15 protein-coding genes are annotated in these 17,187 nt (G+C 53.8%); all 15 read left to right on the forward strand.

The features are described from left to right. Nucleotides 1-12 precede the first annotated feature (12 nt). The 15 genes from GXX82_11615 (at nucleotide 13) to GXX82_11685 (ending at nucleotide 17,158) form a co-directional block, all read left to right on the forward strand. Nucleotides 13-993, forward strand: a complete 981-nt coding sequence (locus GXX82_11615; GenBank protein NLT23685.1) for a Gfo/Idh/MocA family oxidoreductase — start codon at nucleotides 13-15, stop codon at nucleotides 991-993. Continuing rightward, nucleotides 990-2,267 carry a DegT/DnrJ/EryC1/StrS family aminotransferase gene (locus GXX82_11620; protein ID NLT23686.1) on the forward strand — a complete coding sequence of 426 codons (1,278 nt, stop codon included), beginning with the start codon at nucleotides 990-992 and terminating at the stop codon, nucleotides 2,265-2,267. Before GXX82_11615 ends, GXX82_11620 begins: the two co-directional genes overlap by 4 nt. Nucleotides 2,268-2,298: 31 nt before the next feature. Next, nucleotides 2,299-3,453, forward strand: coding sequence for a hypothetical protein (locus GXX82_11625; GenBank protein ID NLT23687.1), 1,155 nt, complete (start codon nucleotides 2,299-2,301; stop codon nucleotides 3,451-3,453). 247 nt (nucleotides 3,454-3,700) lie between these two features. Then, nucleotides 3,701-5,713: a radical SAM protein gene (locus tag GXX82_11630; GenBank protein NLT23688.1), complete on the forward strand. Its 2,013-nt coding sequence runs from the start codon at nucleotides 3,701-3,703 to the stop codon at nucleotides 5,711-5,713. 598 nt (nucleotides 5,714-6,311) lie between these two features. Next, complete coding sequence (rfbF, locus tag GXX82_11635; protein ID NLT23689.1) at nucleotides 6,312-7,103, forward strand: glucose-1-phosphate cytidylyltransferase; 792 nt, start codon at nucleotides 6,312-6,314, stop codon at nucleotides 7,101-7,103. A 33-nt stretch (nucleotides 7,104-7,136) separates the two neighbouring features. Continuing rightward, nucleotides 7,137-8,216, forward strand: coding sequence for a CDP-glucose 4,6-dehydratase (gene rfbG / locus GXX82_11640; protein NLT23690.1), 1,080 nt, complete (start codon nucleotides 7,137-7,139; stop codon nucleotides 8,214-8,216). Continuing rightward, entirely contained in the window at nucleotides 8,203-8,754 is a 552-nt protein-coding gene (gene rfbC, locus GXX82_11645; GenBank protein ID NLT23691.1) for a dTDP-4-dehydrorhamnose 3,5-epimerase, read from the forward strand. The genes rfbG and rfbC overlap by 14 nt, the downstream gene beginning before the upstream one ends. Further along, a complete protein-coding gene (locus GXX82_11650) occupies nucleotides 8,751-9,980 on the forward strand; it encodes a class I SAM-dependent methyltransferase (protein NLT23692.1) in 1,230 nt (409 codons plus the stop codon). The genes rfbC and GXX82_11650 overlap by 4 nt, the downstream gene beginning before the upstream one ends. A 22-nt stretch (nucleotides 9,981-10,002) precedes the next feature. Continuing rightward, the gene (locus GXX82_11655) at nucleotides 10,003-10,914 is read left to right on the forward strand and encodes an NAD(P)-dependent oxidoreductase (protein NLT23693.1); all 912 of its coding nucleotides are present in this window, start codon (nucleotides 10,003-10,005) and stop codon (nucleotides 10,912-10,914) included. Further along, nucleotides 10,911-12,083 (forward strand): methyltransferase domain-containing protein, encoded by a 1,173-nt coding sequence (locus GXX82_11660; GenBank protein NLT23694.1) that lies wholly within the window; start codon nucleotides 10,911-10,913, stop codon nucleotides 12,081-12,083. The genes GXX82_11655 and GXX82_11660 overlap by 4 nt, the downstream gene beginning before the upstream one ends. Before the next feature lie 6 nt (nucleotides 12,084-12,089). Continuing rightward, nucleotides 12,090-12,857, forward strand: a complete 768-nt coding sequence (locus GXX82_11665) for a hydroxylase (GenBank protein ID NLT23695.1) — start codon at nucleotides 12,090-12,092, stop codon at nucleotides 12,855-12,857. 24 nt (nucleotides 12,858-12,881) lie between these two features. Next, the gene (locus GXX82_11670) at nucleotides 12,882-13,850 is read left to right on the forward strand and encodes a glycosyltransferase family 2 protein (protein NLT23696.1); all 969 of its coding nucleotides are present in this window, start codon (nucleotides 12,882-12,884) and stop codon (nucleotides 13,848-13,850) included. Nucleotides 13,851-14,070: 220 nt separating this feature from the next. Beyond that, nucleotides 14,071-14,622, forward strand: a complete 552-nt coding sequence (locus GXX82_11675; protein ID NLT23697.1) for a GNAT family N-acetyltransferase — start codon at nucleotides 14,071-14,073, stop codon at nucleotides 14,620-14,622. Continuing rightward, a complete protein-coding gene (locus tag GXX82_11680; GenBank protein NLT23698.1) occupies nucleotides 14,619-16,229 on the forward strand; it encodes a hypothetical protein in 1,611 nt (536 codons plus the stop codon). Before GXX82_11675 ends, GXX82_11680 begins: the two co-directional genes overlap by 4 nt. Further along, entirely contained in the window at nucleotides 16,226-17,158 is a 933-nt protein-coding gene (locus GXX82_11685) for a class I SAM-dependent methyltransferase (GenBank protein NLT23699.1), read from the forward strand. Before GXX82_11680 ends, GXX82_11685 begins: the two co-directional genes overlap by 4 nt. Nucleotides 17,159-17,187 lie beyond the last annotated feature (29 nt).

Genomic DNA, 17,187 nt, shown 5'->3' on the forward strand with positions numbered 1-17,187 from the left:
GGAAGGACGCCCGTGAAGAAATACCGAGCCGCAATAATCGGCCTTGGCCAGATTGGCCAGGGTTTCGATTACGACCGTTTGGACGACGCAGTGGTCGCCACTCATGCGTCAGGGTATACGTATCACCCGGGTTATGAACTGGTTGGGGCCGTTGACCCTGATGGTGCGCAGCGAAAAAGGTTCGAGGAGAAATTCCGGCGACCTTCCTTTGTCGATATGTCTTCGTTGATGGCTGAAAGCAACCCTGAGGTGTTTTCCATCGCTACTCCCGCAGCCCAGCATCTTTCAGTTTTCGTCGATATCATGCGATACCGTCCCGCTGCCGTGTTATGCGAGAAGCCTATCGCAGCATCGGTGGCTGACGGCCGGAAGATGCAGGCGATGGCTGAAGAATGCGGGTGCGCTCTTGCGGTCAATTATATGCGCCGTTATGAACCTGGAAGTGTCGAGGTAAGGCGGACGATCGCTGAGCGGGAGTTGGGAGAAGTATTCAAAGGGGCTGTCTGGTACAGCAAAGGGCTGGTGAACAACGGTTCCCATTTCGTTGACCTTCTTCGCTATTGGCTTGGTGATGTTGATGAAGTGAAGATCACCGATCAGGGCAGAAAATGGAATGGAACGGATCCTGAACCCGATCTGTGCCTCAAATTTAACGGAGTGCCGATCTATCTTCTGGCGGGTCGTGAAGAGTTGTTTTCCATCGGTAAAATGGAATTGATGTGCGAGAGAGGCTCTATTGTCTATGCTGATTCCGGAAACCTGATTGAGGTTCGCAGGACCTATCCGAGCCCGCTGTTTAAGGGGTATATGCTGCTTTCCCCCGAGACCAAGGTTGTGCCTACCGACCTGAGACGATATCAGTTGCATGTCCTTGAAGCTCTCTACAGGCACCTGACATGTGGGGAAACGCTTAATTCGGATGGCACAAGCGCCACACAGACACTTGAGGTCATCGAGTGTGTCTGCGGCCAGTTGAACGAGGGGGTACTATGAGCAAGCTGGCGTTATTCGGTGGAAACAAGGCGGTCGCGGGACCATTCGAGCCATACAGAAGCATCGGCGCGGAAGAGGTAGAGGCCGCGCGCCAGGTTGTAGAAACAGGTGTGCTTTCCCGGTTTCTGGGTTCGTGGGACCCGGATTTCTACGGCGGAGACAAGGTGAGGGATTTTGAAGAGGCGTGGGCGACCTATTTCTCGGTAAAATATGCCGTCACCGTCAACTCGGCGACCTCGGGCCTCGTTGCGGCTGTGGGCGCGATAGGTATCGAGCCGGGTGATGAAGTCATCGTCAGCCCCTGGACAATGTCGGCTACTGCCACGGCGATACTAGTGTGGAATGCTATCCCCGTCTTCGCTGATATTGAGGATCAAACGTACAACCTCGATCCCGCGTCGATAGAGAAGAACATCACCCCGTATACAAAGGCCATACTCGTTACCGACATATTCGGTCATCCTGCGAACCTTGACGCGATAATGTCGATCGCGCAGAAGCACGATCTCAGGGTGATAGAGGACTGCGCACAGGCGCCTGGAGCCCTTTATCACGGAAGATATGCGGGCACCATTGCGGACGTCGGTGTTTTCAGTCTCAACTACCATAAGCATATCCATACGGGAGAAGGCGGGCTGTGCGTGACAGACAACGAACATATTTCAGAGCGCCTTCAGTTGATACGCAATCACGCTGAAGCCGTGGCGGGCGAAAAAGGCGTTCTCGACCTCTCCAATTTGATCGGTTTCAACTTCCGGATGACCGAAGTGGAAGCGGCGATAGGTATCGAACAGTTGAAAAAGCTGGGAAAATTGACGCGAAGAAGGATCGAAGTGGCCGACAGGCTTACCGGGGGCCTCGCAAACCTCGCCGGTTTGCGCCCGCCGGTGGTCAAACCCCGCTGCTCCCATGTCTATTATGTATACCCCCTGCTGTACAACCCCGATGTTACCGGAGTTGCACGAGAACACGTGCATAAGGCGCTTGTCGCAGAGGGCGTGCCCATTGCGGACCGGTATGTGAACATACATCTCCTGCCCGTCTATCAGCAGAGGATAGCTTACGGGAAGAAAGGTTTTCCCTGGACTTCCGATATCTACAAGGGGAATGTTACCTACGAAAAAGGGATATGCCCGATTGCGGAGACACTTCAGGACAAAAAGCATATGGGTATCGGTATGTGCATCAATGCTTACAGCGATGACGACGTCGATCATATCGTCGAGGCGTTTCACAAGGTTTGGGAAAGGATCGAGGAACTGAGTTCTCTATGAGACCGCACCAAGCGGAAAGGGTTCCGGCGTTGTGAGTGTTGATGTTCTCATCTATGTCGAAGATCCCGGAGCGGCGAACTATGTTGCCGGCCTGCCGTCCGAATTGGATAGACTCGGCTGGAAGGTGTATCTCGCCGCAAGAGGATTTGGTCATTCCCATCTGCAGGGAATGGAGGTGGAGGCGGGAGACGTGCCAGAGTCCGTGTCGGCTGAAGATCTGTTGATGCGGTTATCGCCCAAAGTGGTTGTCGTGGGCACTTCGGAAAACACTGAGACCCTGGCCTTCGAGCTCGTTGCTGCGGCAAAGAGGAACCGGATGATCACGGTGGGGGCCGTCGATGCCTTCGGGAACGCTCAACATCGTTTCAGAGGAAACTCACCCGATCCCCTCAGTCATGTTCCCGACTGGCTTATCGTTCCCGATGAACTGACAAAGAAAGCGTACGTGGACCTGGGTCACCCTGCCGGCAGGACGATAGTGTGCGGCCACCCGCATTACGACCGTGTCCACGATACGAGAAACAGGCTGGAAGACGTCGGCACCGCTGAATCAAAGGCTTCTCTCTTTCCCGGTTGTCCCGAGGCATCGTCGGTAGTCGTGTTCGTCTCGGAGGTGTCTACGGGGCTTGGCCCCGATCAATACAAGAAATCGTCGGATTATACCTTGGAAGGTCGAGGCGACAGGACAGACCGAACGGGAATTGTCATCGAGGAATTCCTTGACGCATCAGCCGGTTTAGAGCCGAGGCCATACCTGGTCCTGAGAATGCACCCGAAGAACAGGGAAGAAGACTTCGGATCGCTGTTGTGGGAGTTTGATCAGATTAGCCGCGCCGAACCGTCCCTGGAACTTGTCTATACTGCCGATCTTGTAGTTGGAATGACGACGATGCTTCTCCAGGAAGCCGCCATCGTCGGAACTCGGACCCTATCCATTGTGCCGCGGGAGTCAGAAAAGATGTCTCTTCCTACCGTCAGGGCAGGCATCACACCCAGCGTCGCGACCCGAAAGGATCTTAGGGAAGTATTGCCCCGTTTGATGAGTGAAAGAGGAAATGATTTTCTCAAGGCTGTCGAGGCCATGTTCCCATACGGGTCTCTCGGAAGGGCGGCTGAGTTTATTGAGAGCCTTATCATTGACAGATCGCATGAAGGCCCGTCCGTGCAGGAGTCGGGTGTTATATGATGGCACAGTCGAGGGTCATAGAGGCGCCCCGGATCAGGATAGAAGCATTCTCCTGAATCGTGCCTGACGCTCCGTTATTTGGGCTGGCTCAAGAATTCCGAAGTGGTCCGGTTCAGTGATGAAGCCAGGCATAGGAAACATGTGAAAATGCTACTAGGATATGAATCCTTTGTCGAATCGAAGTATTACAATTTGCGAAAAGAGATTTCGGTACACGAGCTATGACAATGCCACTGATGGAGGAAACATGTTGAAGCTGAAAGTCGCTCTTGGGGATCTTCGTCACAGGACTACAGGAAGGCATTCCGTTTTCATGCCTATTGGGATTGGTTTTATTGGGGCTTATTTGCTCGGGAATTTACCAGAAAACAGCATCGATCTGAGACTCTACGATGACCCAGATATCCTGTTGGATGATATAGATAAATGGAAGCCAGATGTTATCGGATTATCAAATTACTGCTGGAATAGTAGCGTATCGTGTCTTGTCTACAGATACGCAAAAAGGCAAAAACCTCAAACCTGGTGCATTTCGGGCGGACCTGATTTTCCAACAGAAGAACACAAATGTCTGCAGTATCTCCAGGAAAGGCCGGAAATAGATTTTTATGTTTATCGGGAAGGTGAAATTGTCTTCGCCCATTTGGTCAATAGAATCCTCAACAAACAACCGTTAAAGGGCGTTGCGCACGATGGAGTCATGCATTTAGATAGCGATGGCAAGCTCCTTGTAGGTAAGCCCGTTCCGAAACTGAAATCTTTGGATGAAATACCATCACCCTACTTGATGGGCTTGATGGATCAGTTCTTTAACGGTGAATATGCTCCTTCAATGGAATTTGCGAGAGGGTGCCCTTTCACATGCGGTTACTGCTATGCCGGGCAGAGTTGGTGTAGCCCGATAGCAAGATTCAGCGTAGAACGGATCAAGGCCGATCTGGACTACATTGCGATACGGATGCAGAGATACCCCAATGTACTCTTATCGATTTGCGATTCGAATTTTGGAATGTATGCGGAAGATGAAGAGATAGCCGAACATATTTCGCATTTGCAGGATGTATATGGTTGGCCTAATGCATTTGATGTAACTACCGGTAAAGCCAAATACGATCGCATAATCGGGATAGTAAAGAAACTCAAGAATACCATGAAGGTAGCGTGTTCAGTGCAAAGTATGAACCCGGATACGTTAAACATCATAAAACGGCACAATATCGCTTTTGGTGATTACAAGGCCCTGATTGAGGAAATCAAGGATCTGAAGATGATGTCGGCGGTGGGATTGATTATCCCAATGCCATTGGAGTCAAAAGAAACTTTTTTACAGGGCATAAAGCTTTTATTCGAATCCGGCGTAGAACAGTTCGTTGTTTACACTACCATGCTTTTGCAAGCGACCTATTTAGATCACGACGATTGCAGATCGCTCTATGCGTATCGTACAGGTTTTAGAATAATCCCAAGACAATTTGGAAAGTATAAAGGAGAATCATGTTATGAAATAGAGGAGGTCTGCACATCGACAAACACTATGTCGTTTTCGGAGTACTTGGAATGCAGGGGATTTGCTTTCCTGGTTGCATTACTTTCCAGCGAGCAGTTTGATGTGATTCGTATGCACCTTAAGGAGTTCGGAATATCTGCCTACGATTATCTCTATGCCTTATGGCGGTCGGTGGAGGAGGGTGATACGGAAATATCGCAGATCTACAAGGAATTCAAGAACGAAACGGAACAGGAATTATTCTCTTCCAGACAAGATGTATATGACTACTTTGATAGAAACGGTAATTACGACAAGCTACTCAGAGGAGATCTTGGAGACAATCTACTCAGAAAGTTCATTACCAAGATACTGCTGACTAAGAGCGATGAAATGTTCCATTTAAGCTATTTTATGCTGGGCAGTATCGCTGAGCTTGATGAAGACGAATCTGAGGCACTCAGGGCAGCGGAAGCATGGGTAAGTGCCGCACGGAAAGTTTCAAACGCATTTGATCGGTCATTTGGTGGAGCTAATCTGGTGTTGGAGTACGATGTTTCTGACTGGTATAGCTCAGACTCCAAGAGGAAACTGATCGAGTATAATCGAAAAACCGACTATACTCTGCGCTACGATAAAGAGAAAATGGACTCGGTCTTAAATGAAGCCAGAGGATTGTACGGTGATGATTTTGGTTTTATGGTCGGAAAACTTCTCGTTAATTTGAGCGTCAAGACTTTTTGGGCTGAATCAAAGAGGTCAGGGGAGTGGTAGGCGATTCAAGACCATAGCGCTTCTGTGGAAGGGAAGAACCATAACATCAAGAAATGCCGAGTTATCATACACTACGGAGGAATTGGGACATACCTGAGAAGAGAGACGAATCCTGCCCCGAACCAATGGTCAATATCGGAACCCGTTCCGTTCTCCGGCACATCATGAAGATCTATGCCCGCCACAGGTACAATGTTTTGCCCTCGTTCTTGGGTACAAGAACGAGAAGGCAAAGGACTATTCCTGCTGTTATGAGGTTAGGAATAATGATACCACGATGGTGCTAGGGAAACCCGGCAAACTGGATATCCATAATTATCATAGAGAAACCGGCTGGCCCATAACGCTCGCCAGCACGGACTAGAAAAGCCTCAAAAGGACTAGGTTGAAAAAGGTTGAAAACGGGGTCGAGGTTGACGCGGGGGATTCGTGCGCCAGATCAAATCCGTTGCCTAGGAGAAGCTCCTTGATGAACTTGCCCCGGAAGAGTATCAGAGGATTCTCACCTGCCTGGACAATTTCATAGGGTCTAAAGATTTTCTGGTTTTCAATTCAAGCACTACGCTGCTGTAAAAAAAGGATCCAGTGAGGGCATCCGATGAACAAGAGAACCAAGGTTGTGATACTGTGCGGTGGAACGGGAACGCGGTTGCGGGAAGAGACTGAATTCAGGCCCAAGCCGATGGTCAACATCGGGACGCGCCCCATCCTCTGGCATATCATGAAATACTATTCCCATTTCGGGTACATGGAATTCGTTCTAGCCCTCGGCTATAAGGGGGAGATGATAAAGAACTATTTCTGCCATTACGAGTTGATGAACAACGACGTGACCATCGAACTGGGTCAACCCGAGAGAATGCATATCCACCATTCCCATGATGAAGGCGGTTGGAAGATCACGCTGGCCGATACGGGGGAGAAGACCCTTAAAGGCGGCCGCCTCAAGAAGACGGAGAGGTACATCGAGGACGACACGTTCATGATGACATACGGGGATGGCATTGCCAACGTTGATATCGATTCGCTGCTTGACTTCCACATCTCTCATGGAAAACTTGCGACGGTCACCGGGATAAACCCCGCTTCCCGCTTCGGCGAGTTGAAGATCAACGGCCACCGCGTGGAATCCTTCACCGAAAAACCCGGTGACACGAAAGGGCTGATAAACGGCGGCTTCTTTGTCTTTAGCAGGCGCATCTTCGATTACCTCAGTACCGACGATTCCTGCGATCTCGAGATCGGGGCGCTTGAAACGATAGCGGGTCAGGGGGAATTGATGGTCTACAAGCATCAGGGCTTCTGGGCGTGTATGGATACGATGCGGGACATGGAATACCTGAACAGGATGTGGGATGACGGGATGGCTCCGTGGCGGGTATGGAAATAACATTCCCGCCGGGATGATCCTTCCACAGTTTTTATGTTCTCCGATATATACAAGCAGAAAAATGTCCTTGTAACGGGCCATACGGGTTTCAAGGGATCGTGGCTCATCCTCTGGCTTTTGAAGCTGGGGGCCCGCGTCACAGGATACTCCCTGGAGCCCCCCACGCAGCCCAATCACTTCGACCTCCACCGGCTGGACATGCGCTCTGTTATCGGCGATATCAGGGACGAAGACCACCTCAACCGCGCATTCGCAGAGCAGAAGCCGGACATCGTCTTCCATCTGGCGGCGCAGCCGATCGTCAGGTCCTCCTACGCTGACCCGGTGGGGACCTTCACCACGAACGTGATGGGAACCGTGAACGTTCTTGAGGCGGCCCGCCGGACGCCGAGCGTCCGTGCGATCGTCAACGTGACGAGTGACAAATGTTACGAGAACGTGGAAAAGCGGACGGGATACAAAGAGGGAGATCCTCTGGGGGGCTACGACCCCTACAGCGCATCAAAAGGCTGCGCCGAGATAGTGACGGGATGCTGGCGCAACTCCTTCTTCAAACCGGCGGTTATCGTGGCGAGCGCGAGGGCGGGCAACGTGATCGGGGGCGGGGACTGGGCTGCGGACCGTCTCGTTCCCGACATAATGCGGGCGGCGGCGGCCGGGGAGACGGTGAGTATCAGGAATCCCCGGGCGATCCGCGCGTGGCAGCATGTGCTCGAACCTCTCAGCGGATATCTCTTCCTCGGGCAGAGGCTCCTCGAAGGGAAGGCGCAATTCGCCGAAGCATGGAATTTCGGTCCTGATGCACAGGGGAACGTCAGCGTCGGCCACATAGTCGGCGAGATACAGAGGCTGTGGCCGAAGGTCGCCTTCAGGGTGGACGAGGACCCCACCCGGTCGCACGAGGCACAGGTTCTGATGCTTGACGCGACGAAGGCGGGCAGTCAGCTGCACTGGAAACCCGTTTGGGATACGGCGAGGACCGTCGAGAAGACCGTTGCGTGGTATCGGGCATACTATGAGTCGGGAATGACGGAAAGCGAGGGTCATTTGCGGGACTATATCAACGACGCGGCGTTGAAGGGCATCGAGTGGGTGGTGGATGAGATTCGGTGAAACACCGCTCGGCGGAGCGTATGTGATCGAGCTCGACCCCTTTGTCGATGAACGGGGCACCTTCGCACGCACCTTCTGTGCCAGGGAGTTCGCAGCCATCGGGTTCACCGGAAGGATCGTCCAGGTGAACCATTCGATCAGCGCGAGGCGGGGAACGGTGCGGGGCATGCACTTTCAGGTCCCGCCGGCGGCCGAGACGAAGATCATCCGATGCGTCAACGGCGCCGTATTCGACGTGATGGTCGATCTCCGGGCAAGTTCCCCCACGTTCCTGAAGTGGTATGGGTTCGAGATGTCGGCGGAGAACATGCGGATGGCATATATACCGGAAGGGTTCGCCCATGGTTTTCAGGCGCTCGCGGACAACGCGGCCTTGATATACCACCATACGGAGTTCTACAGCCCCGAACACGAGCGGGGTTTGAGATTCGATGACCCGCGGCTCGCCATAAGGTGGCCACTGCCGGTCACACTCGTGTCCGGAAAAGATATGAGCTACTCCATGCTGGGCGAGGACTTCACGGGGATAGCTCAATGAATTGCCGGTTCTGTGGAAGAGAGCTTTCCGTGGAATTCATCGACCTTGGGAATGCCCCGCCGTCAAATTCCTTTTTGACCTTAGAGCAGCTCAACGAGCCTGAAGTCTTCTTTCCCCTCAAGCTGTACGTCTGCGACGGCTGTTTCCTCGTCCAGATAGACGAATACAAGAGATCTGATGAGATCTTCAGCAATGACTACGTGTATTTTTCGTCCTTCTCACGTACCTGGCTCGAACATGCTGAGAAATATGTGGAAATGATGCTGCGAAGGTTCGGTTATGATGGCAGGAGTCAGGTTATCGAGATAGCCTCCAATGACGGGTATCTTCTCCAGTTCTTTCAGGGCAGGGCCATTCCCTGCCTCGGCATCGAGCCCGCGGGAGGAACGGCGGAGGAGGCCAGGAAGAAGGGGATCGAGACGATAGTCGATTTCTTCGGAACGGCCCTTGCCGAAGACCTTCGGGCCCGGGGCAGGCTGGCGGACCTTGTGATCGGCAACAATGTCCTTGCCCACGTGCCTGACATCAATGATTTCGTTGAAGGGCTCCGGATCATCCTCAAGGATGACGGCGTGATCACCATGGAGTTTCCCCACGTGATGCAGCTCCTGGCGCAGAACCAGTTTGACACGATATATCACGAGCATTTTTCGTACCTGTCGTTCACGACGGTACGGAAGATATTCCAGCGCCACGGGCTAGATATCTTTGATGCCGAGGAACTGGAGACACACGGCGGTTCGCTGCGCATATTCGGTAAACATGCCGAGGATGTCTCAAAACCGGAGAGTCCGGCCGTGGCAGCTCTTATTGCCCGGGAAGGGGCGCTGGGCATGACCGGCATGGATTACTATCGCGGGTTTCAGAAGAGGGCGGATGGGATCAAGGACGATCTCCTGGAATTTCTCATCGGAGCGAAAAGAGGTGGGAAGACCGTTGCGGCCTATGGCGCCGCTGCTAAGGGGAACACCCTTTTGAATTACTGTGGTGTCAGGAAGGACCTCATATCGTTCGTCGTCGACGCGTCTACCTACAAACAGGGAAAATTCCTTCCCGGGAGCCACATCCCTGTGGTCGGCGAAGATATTCTGAAGGCCCGAATGCCGGATTATGTCATCATCCTGCCCTGGAATATCCAGAGAGAGATCATGGAACAGCTTGCTTATATACGGCAATGGGGCGGAAGATTTGTCGTGCCAGTGCCTGAGGTCAGCGTGGTTCCATGAAATGCGACCGGCGGGTGACCGTATGAAGATACTCCTGACCGGTGCGGGAGGTTTTATCGGGTCCCATTGTCTCGACATCCTGAGATCGAAGGGTTACGAGGTACATTGCGTGGACCTGGGTCCCTGGACTGATCCGCCGAAAGATGTGTCGGTGCACACGGTGGACCTTCTGGACCAGGCGGAAGTCGGGAGATTGATGTCTTCGGTTGCGCCCACGCATCTGCTTCACCTCGCGTGGTACGCTAAGCCCGGTGAATACTGGACATCACGGGAGAATTTCAGGTGGGTCGAGAGCGGGATAAACCTTATGAACGCTTTTTGCGACAACGGAGGCCGGCGTGCGGTCATGGCCGGTACCTGTGCGGAATACGATTGGCGATACGGGTATTGCTCGGAATCCATGACCCCTCTTGGCCCTCAGTCCCTTTACGGCACATGCAAGAATGCATTGCGGGGCTTGTTGAAGGCGTTTTGCGAGGAGACTGGTCTCAGCGCCGCCTGGGGGCGCGTGTTCTTTCTCTACGGGCCGCGCGAGGCGCCGGAGCGGCTAGTGTCCTCGGTGATCCGAAACCTTCTGCGCGGGGAGAACGCGAACTGCTCCCACGGGAATCAGATACGGGACTACCTCTATGTGGAGGATGTGGCGCGTGCCTTTGTCGGCATCCTGGAAAGCGATGTGAAGGGAGCCGTGAATATTGCGTCCGGGGACCCTCTGCGGGTGAGGGACATCATCTTCAGGATAGCCGATGCCCTGGGCAAAAGGGAACTGATCCGGCTCGGCGCTATCCCGTCGCCGAAGGATGAGGCGCCCGTTGTCTTTGGCGATACCCGGCGATTGTCGGAGGAGGTGGGCTTCACGCCCGGCTTCACGCTCGATGAAGGCATAGACAGGACGATCCGGTGGCTCAACGCAGGTGAGGGCGGAAGGCCATGACGGGGACGGAAGTAAGGGGTACATGCCCTGTCTGCGGGGGGTCGCTTACCGAGCTTTTCCTGCTGAGGGAAGGTGTTCCCGTCCATCAGAACCTGGTCGTGCGGGATATGGCGGTCGCGAAAGACTCACAGCGGGGAAGTCTCGCCATGTATTTCTGCGGGGCCTGTGGGTTTGTGTTCAACGGGTCCTATGAGGGATCGCGTATGCGGTACGGCGAGACCTACGATAACAGGCAATCGTGCTCCGCCTGCTTTGCGGGATACGTAGATGATCTTGCCCGGTATCTGGTGAACGAGAAGGGCGTGCGGAACAAGAGGATCGTGGAGGTGGGTTGCGGCAAGGGCGATTTCCTGAAGAGGCTCATAGCGCTTGATGCCGGGAACACGGGATATGGTTTTGATCCGAGCTACGAGGGAGAAGAGGTCCTGTGCGATGGACGCCTCCAGTTCAGGCGGTGCTTCTACGGTCCCGACGAGGGAGAGATCGGGGCCGACGTCGTGATCTGCCGCCATGTCATCGAGCATGTGCCGGAACCCATGACGCTTCTCGGGGCGATCCGGGCTGCCATTGGAGCCGCCGAGCATCCCCTCATAGTGTTCGAGACGCCCTGTGTGGAATGGATACTCCATAACAGGGTAATATGGGACTTCTTCTACGAGCATTGCTCTCTCTTCACGGCGGGGTCGTTAGGGTTTGCCCTGCGGCGAGCGGGTTTTGAGGTGAAGGAACTGAGGCACACGTTCAACGGACAGTATCTGTGGGCCGAGGCCACCGACGGGTCCGTCGGCGCGGACGTGCCCTGCGACCCGGGCGCGGTGCCCGATCTGGCGGGAAAGTTCCGAAAGGCCGAGCAGGGTGTGATCGAAAGCTGGAGAAATAAGATCGAGGAGCTTGTCGGGAAGGGCAGGGTCGCATTATGGGGGGCGGGCGCGAAGGGTGTTACACTGGCCAATCTCGTGGACCCTGACGTGACGCTCATAGATTGTGTCGTGGATATAAACCCGGGAAAACAGGGTGGATACGTTCCCGGTACAGGGCATCCCATAGTCGACTGGAGAGATCTTCCGGAGAGGAACGTCAGGAGCGCCATCCTGATGAACCCCAACTATCACGATGAAATACGCGCCATGCTGCTGGAGAATCATATAAACATTCATCTGATCTGCTGAGGGGATATGAGATTATTGATCGATACGACGGAGCAAAGGCTGGTCCGATATGACGATGCAGGCAACGAGGCGATCTACGACCTCTACTCGAAAGAGGCATTCGAGCTTCTGAGCATGCAGTGGGTCCGGTTGGGGTGGAGTCTGAAGCACGAGTACACGTTCTCCTGGATGGGCCGGCCCATAATTCAGCTTCCCGAAGACGTCATGAGGGTCCAGGAGGTCATTTACAGGATAAAGCCCGATGTGATAGTCGAGACGGGTGTGGCCCATGGAGGTTCCCTGATCTTCTATGCCAGCCTTTGTAAGGCGATGGGTAAAGGCAGGGTCGTGGGGATCGACATTGAAATCCGTCCCCACAATAGGAAGGCGATCGAAGACCACGAACTGTTCTCCTACATCACCCTGGTCGAGGGAAGCTCGATCGATCCCGGGATCGTTTCCCTGGTAAAGGGCGGTATAGGGAAGGATGAGAGGGTTCTTGTCATCCTCGATTCCAACCATACGAAGGGACATGTGCTCGCGGAGTTGAAGGCTTATTGCGACATCGTGTCCCCGGGGTCATATATCGTGGCGACCGATGGCATAATGAAAGACCTCCATGATGTACCCAGGGGCAGCAAGGAGTGGTCCTTCGATAACCCCTTCGAGGCGGCCCGGGATTTCCTGGCGACCCGTTCCGACTTTGTGCTGGAGCAGCCTCCCTGGACTTTCAACGAAAGCGCTCTCGATCGGAACATAACCCACTGGCCGGGGGCATGGCTGAGAAAGCTATGACCGGGAAAGGCGCGTCACAGGTCAATGCCCGACGGTAAGACAAACCGTGCACCGGTCGTGAGCGTCGGGCTGCCTGTCTTTAATGGCGAGGCATATCTGGCGCATGCGATCGATTCGATCCTGTCACAGGATTTCGGTGATCTCGAGCTTATCATTTCGGACAATTCCTCGACGGACGGAACGGGTGACCTATGCCGGTCATATGTTTCCCGGGACCCCCGGGTCAGGTATTTTCGCAATGAACGGAACATGGGGCCTGTCTGGAATTACAATCGTGTCTTCGAGTTATCTTCAGGGAAGTATTACATGTGGGCGGCACATGACGACTATTGGGAGCCCGAATACCTGCGGGTTTGTGTCGAGGCGCTGGAAAAGGATGCAAAGGTTGTCCTTGCCGGTACCCTGTGCAGGTGTATCGATCCACTGACCGATGTGGTCATTGTCGTCGACACCGGTCTGTCAACGGCCGGATTATCTCCCCGCGAACGCTTCAGGCAGTACAAGTCGATCATACACGCGGGGAAGTATGTCGGAGGCCTGTTTTATGGACTGTACCGGCGCAATGTCCTTGAGAGGTCCATGCCGCTGCAAAACAAGATAACGATCGACCACATACTGCTTTCCAGTATGTGCCTGTACGGTGACTTCGTCACGATAGCGAGGCCGCTTATGACGAAACGCTGGGGCGGGGCGTCGACAAGCATAAAGAATATTGCTCGGACATTGGGTATAGAGAACAAATTCGAGATACTGTTTCCCTACGTGGACAGGGAATTGATGCTGCAGAGAACCATCTACAGTACGGATGTGTTCTCAGGTTGTGAAAGAGCGGGTGCTTCATTGGAGTCCTTTGCCGAATTCGTCCGAGCCGAGGGCGTGATGCTCCTGGGCAGGGTCTGGAGATCCCTTCCGCGATGGATACGGCGTCCGGTGAAGCAAATGATGAAGCGGTCAAGCGCTTCCCGAAAAGACGTGAGAGAGGAACAACGCTAATGCCTTCCGTCAGGGCAGGCATTACAGCGGGAATTCCGATGCGAAAAGAGCGCCGTGAGGTGTTGTCCAGGTCGTTGAAGGAAAGAGAAAGTAATTCTGTGACTCTTATCGAGACCAGGTTCCCCTACGGGCCTCTCGGCAGGACAGCCGCGTTTATAGAGAACCTTGTTGTGAATAGACCACGTCAAGGTTCGTCGATGACAAGGGCCTGGATGGTGTGATGGCGGAGTCAAGGATCATCGAGACGGGACGGCTCAGTATCGAACCCTTCTCTGAAAAGCACCTGACGCCACGTTATGCAGGCTGGCTCAATGACCCCGAGGTCGTCCGGTACAGTGAGCAACGGCACAGAAAGCACACCCTCGATTCGTGCAGGCAGTACTGGCTGTCATTCGCAGGCACACCCAACTTTTTCTGGGCGATCGTGGGACTCGATCCCGTGGTGGGGCACATCGGAAACATAAACGCCTATGTGGACAGGATGAATTCAGTGGCCGACGTGGGTATCCTGATCGGCGAGCGTGCCTTGTGGGGAAAGGGTTACGGGCTCGAGGCTTGGAGGGCGATATGCGGCTATTTGCTCGACGAGGCCGGTATCCGAAAGGTGACGGCTGGAACGCTTGCCGCCAACAAGGGGATGCTCAGTATTATGGAGAAGTCGGGAATGACCGATGACGGCCGTCGCATACGCCAGGCCCTACTGGACGGGGTCGAGGTCGACGTCATACATTCGGCACTGTTCAGAAAACGCCGGGAAATGGGACAGAAATGATTAAACAGGGTCTGGCGAACGTGAGAAAGGTCATGAATATCGCAAGGGCAGTGTTGGGCGCCGACCGTCTCGACGAGAGGGAAAAGGCGTTCATCAGGCATAACGAGAAGGTCTGGGAAGGCTATCCTGCAGAGCGCGACGGCGGTGAGATCCTTCTCGAATTGACGAGGATGTCGACCAGCATCATCGCCTTCAGCTACCTGGCGAACTTGTTGGCCATGCTCCACCATACCAGGATAGTGGCGTACTCAGCAGGTCGCAGAAACATGATCACCGAGTGGTCAAACAGGAAAGTCAACAGGATCTACCGGTCGTTCAATGTCTCGGAGTGTCTCTACCACGAATTAAGACCCTCCCAGCGGAGGGAGATGGAGCACCTGTTCGCTGAGGCCCTGTCGTCTTTGAGGTCCAAGCGCGACGTCGAGGATCTCCGTCTGGAGAGAGTGTGGATCGGAGACCTCCTCTACGATTCACACTGCATGCGATACAAGGTACCCACTGTCCTTCTCGAGGACCCGCGCTTTCACGAGTCGCTGAAAAGTGCCATAGGATTCTACGTCTTCTGGCGCGATTATCTGGACACCCACGATGTCCGGTGTGTGATCGTTACCCATACCGTTTATGTTGCCTCGGGGATCGTTACGAGGCTGGCCGTTCAACGTAAGATACCCGTCTATCATGCGAACGCCACCCACCTGCATTACCTGACCGAAAAAGATCTTTGGGCCTATGACGAGTTCTTCTACTATCCGGAGCAGTTCCGTGAACTGCCGGAGGAGATGCGCGAGGAGGGTCTCCATCTGGCAAAGGAGCGGCTGGAGAAAAGGTTTTCCGGTGAGGTGGGTGTGGACATGCACTATTCCACCAAATCGGCCTACGGCAAGGTCGGGAGAAACCGGGTGCTGAACGAGGGCACGAAGACGAAGATACTCGTCGCCACCCATTGCTTCTTCGATAGTCCACACCCTTTCGGAGTAAATCTCTTCCCTGACTTTTACGAATGGCTTTATTTCCTTGGTGACATATCGGAGATTACCGATTACGAATGGTACATCAAGACGCATCCTGATTTTCTTCCGGGGAATATCCCTATCATAGAGGAGTTCATAAGCAAGTATCCGAGGTTCAGAATGATACCTTCCGACACGTCCCACCTTCAGCTAGTGGAAGAAGGGATCAATTTCGGGCTCACTGTGTACGGGACCATAGGGTTCGAATACGCCGCACTCGGGATTCCCGTCATTAACGCATCTTTGTGCAACCCGCGTATTCGCTATTCCTTCAACAAACATCCCCGTTCGATTGAGGAGTACAGAGATATGCTTATGAACCTTCCCGCCCAGAAGTTGGACATAGACCTTAATGAAGTCTACGAGTATTACTATATGGCGTTCCTGCACAACGTGAAGGATTGGTTGTTTGAGGATTACGATAGCTTCATTCAGGAGATAGGCGGTTACTACCAACAGTACGGATCGGTAAGCTATGCAAGGTTCATGGAAAAGTTCTCGTTGTCCCGACATGGCCAAATACTTGCATCACTTCGGCGCTTCGTCGAGTCGGGTCAGTACAATTTTCAACGCAAGTTTATGGAGGGTTTCCGATGATTTCGTATCTCTCGCCAGCTTTCAATGAACGTTCCGACGAAGAGGTAGAGTTTCTTCGTCAGGTCGATCCGAACAGTGGTTTCTCTCTCTTTTGGCCGGATCTTGTGGAACCACTCCTTCGTTGCAGCAATGCCCTCAATCTGTTGGAGATTGGGGCGTACCGTGGGGATAATACACGCCTTCTCGAAGGATACTGCGCCCTGCACGCCGGCCGGTTGACCGTAGTCGAACCTACCGTCTTACCCTCTTTGCGGGAGATCGTTGACCGTTCGGACAGAATCGAGCTGTTCGAGGGAACCAGTCATGATGCCTTGTCGATTCTCGGTGGAGCTGTTGATGCCGTAATGCTCGAGGGCGATCTGAATTACTACGCGGTTTACCATGATCTGCTTGGGATCGAAGCAATGGCCGCACGTCTCGGGGCGTTTTTTCCCGTCATCTTTCTCAGGGCGACGGGGTGGCCTTATGCCAGGCGTGATATGTATTACAACCCTTCGGGCCTTCCCGTGGACGCCGTGAATACTTATCACTGGGAGGGAGTCTCCCCGTGGTCGCAAGACCTTGTCGCCGGAATGATTAACTACCCCTACGCGAACGCGGACAGGGAAGGGGGCCCACGCAACGGCGTGCTGACAGCAGCGGAGGATTTTGTGCAGGCAACAGATCTGGCATTGAAGATCCTGACCTTTCCCATCCACAATGGCCTCAGCGTCATATGGCCGGCAGGCTCGGCGGTAGATGGTTTTATGGAGGAGCAGATTGGTGCGAATCTCTTCATCCGACTTTTGGAGACAGTGGAGTTGGCTAGGCTCAACGGCATTATCAGCCGCCTTGAAGAGGATCGGGAAGCCGCCTCGGATCGTCTCGGAAGGTGGGAGGCTCTGCTCCATCGCATGGTGCGGAGGGTTTTCAGATCGGTGAGGTCCTGAGCGTATGTCATTAAAGTCATCAGTAGCTC

The organism is Syntrophorhabdus sp. (assembly GCA_012719415.1).
Taxonomy (GTDB): Bacteria; Desulfobacterota; Syntrophorhabdia; order Syntrophorhabdales; family Syntrophorhabdaceae; genus Delta-02.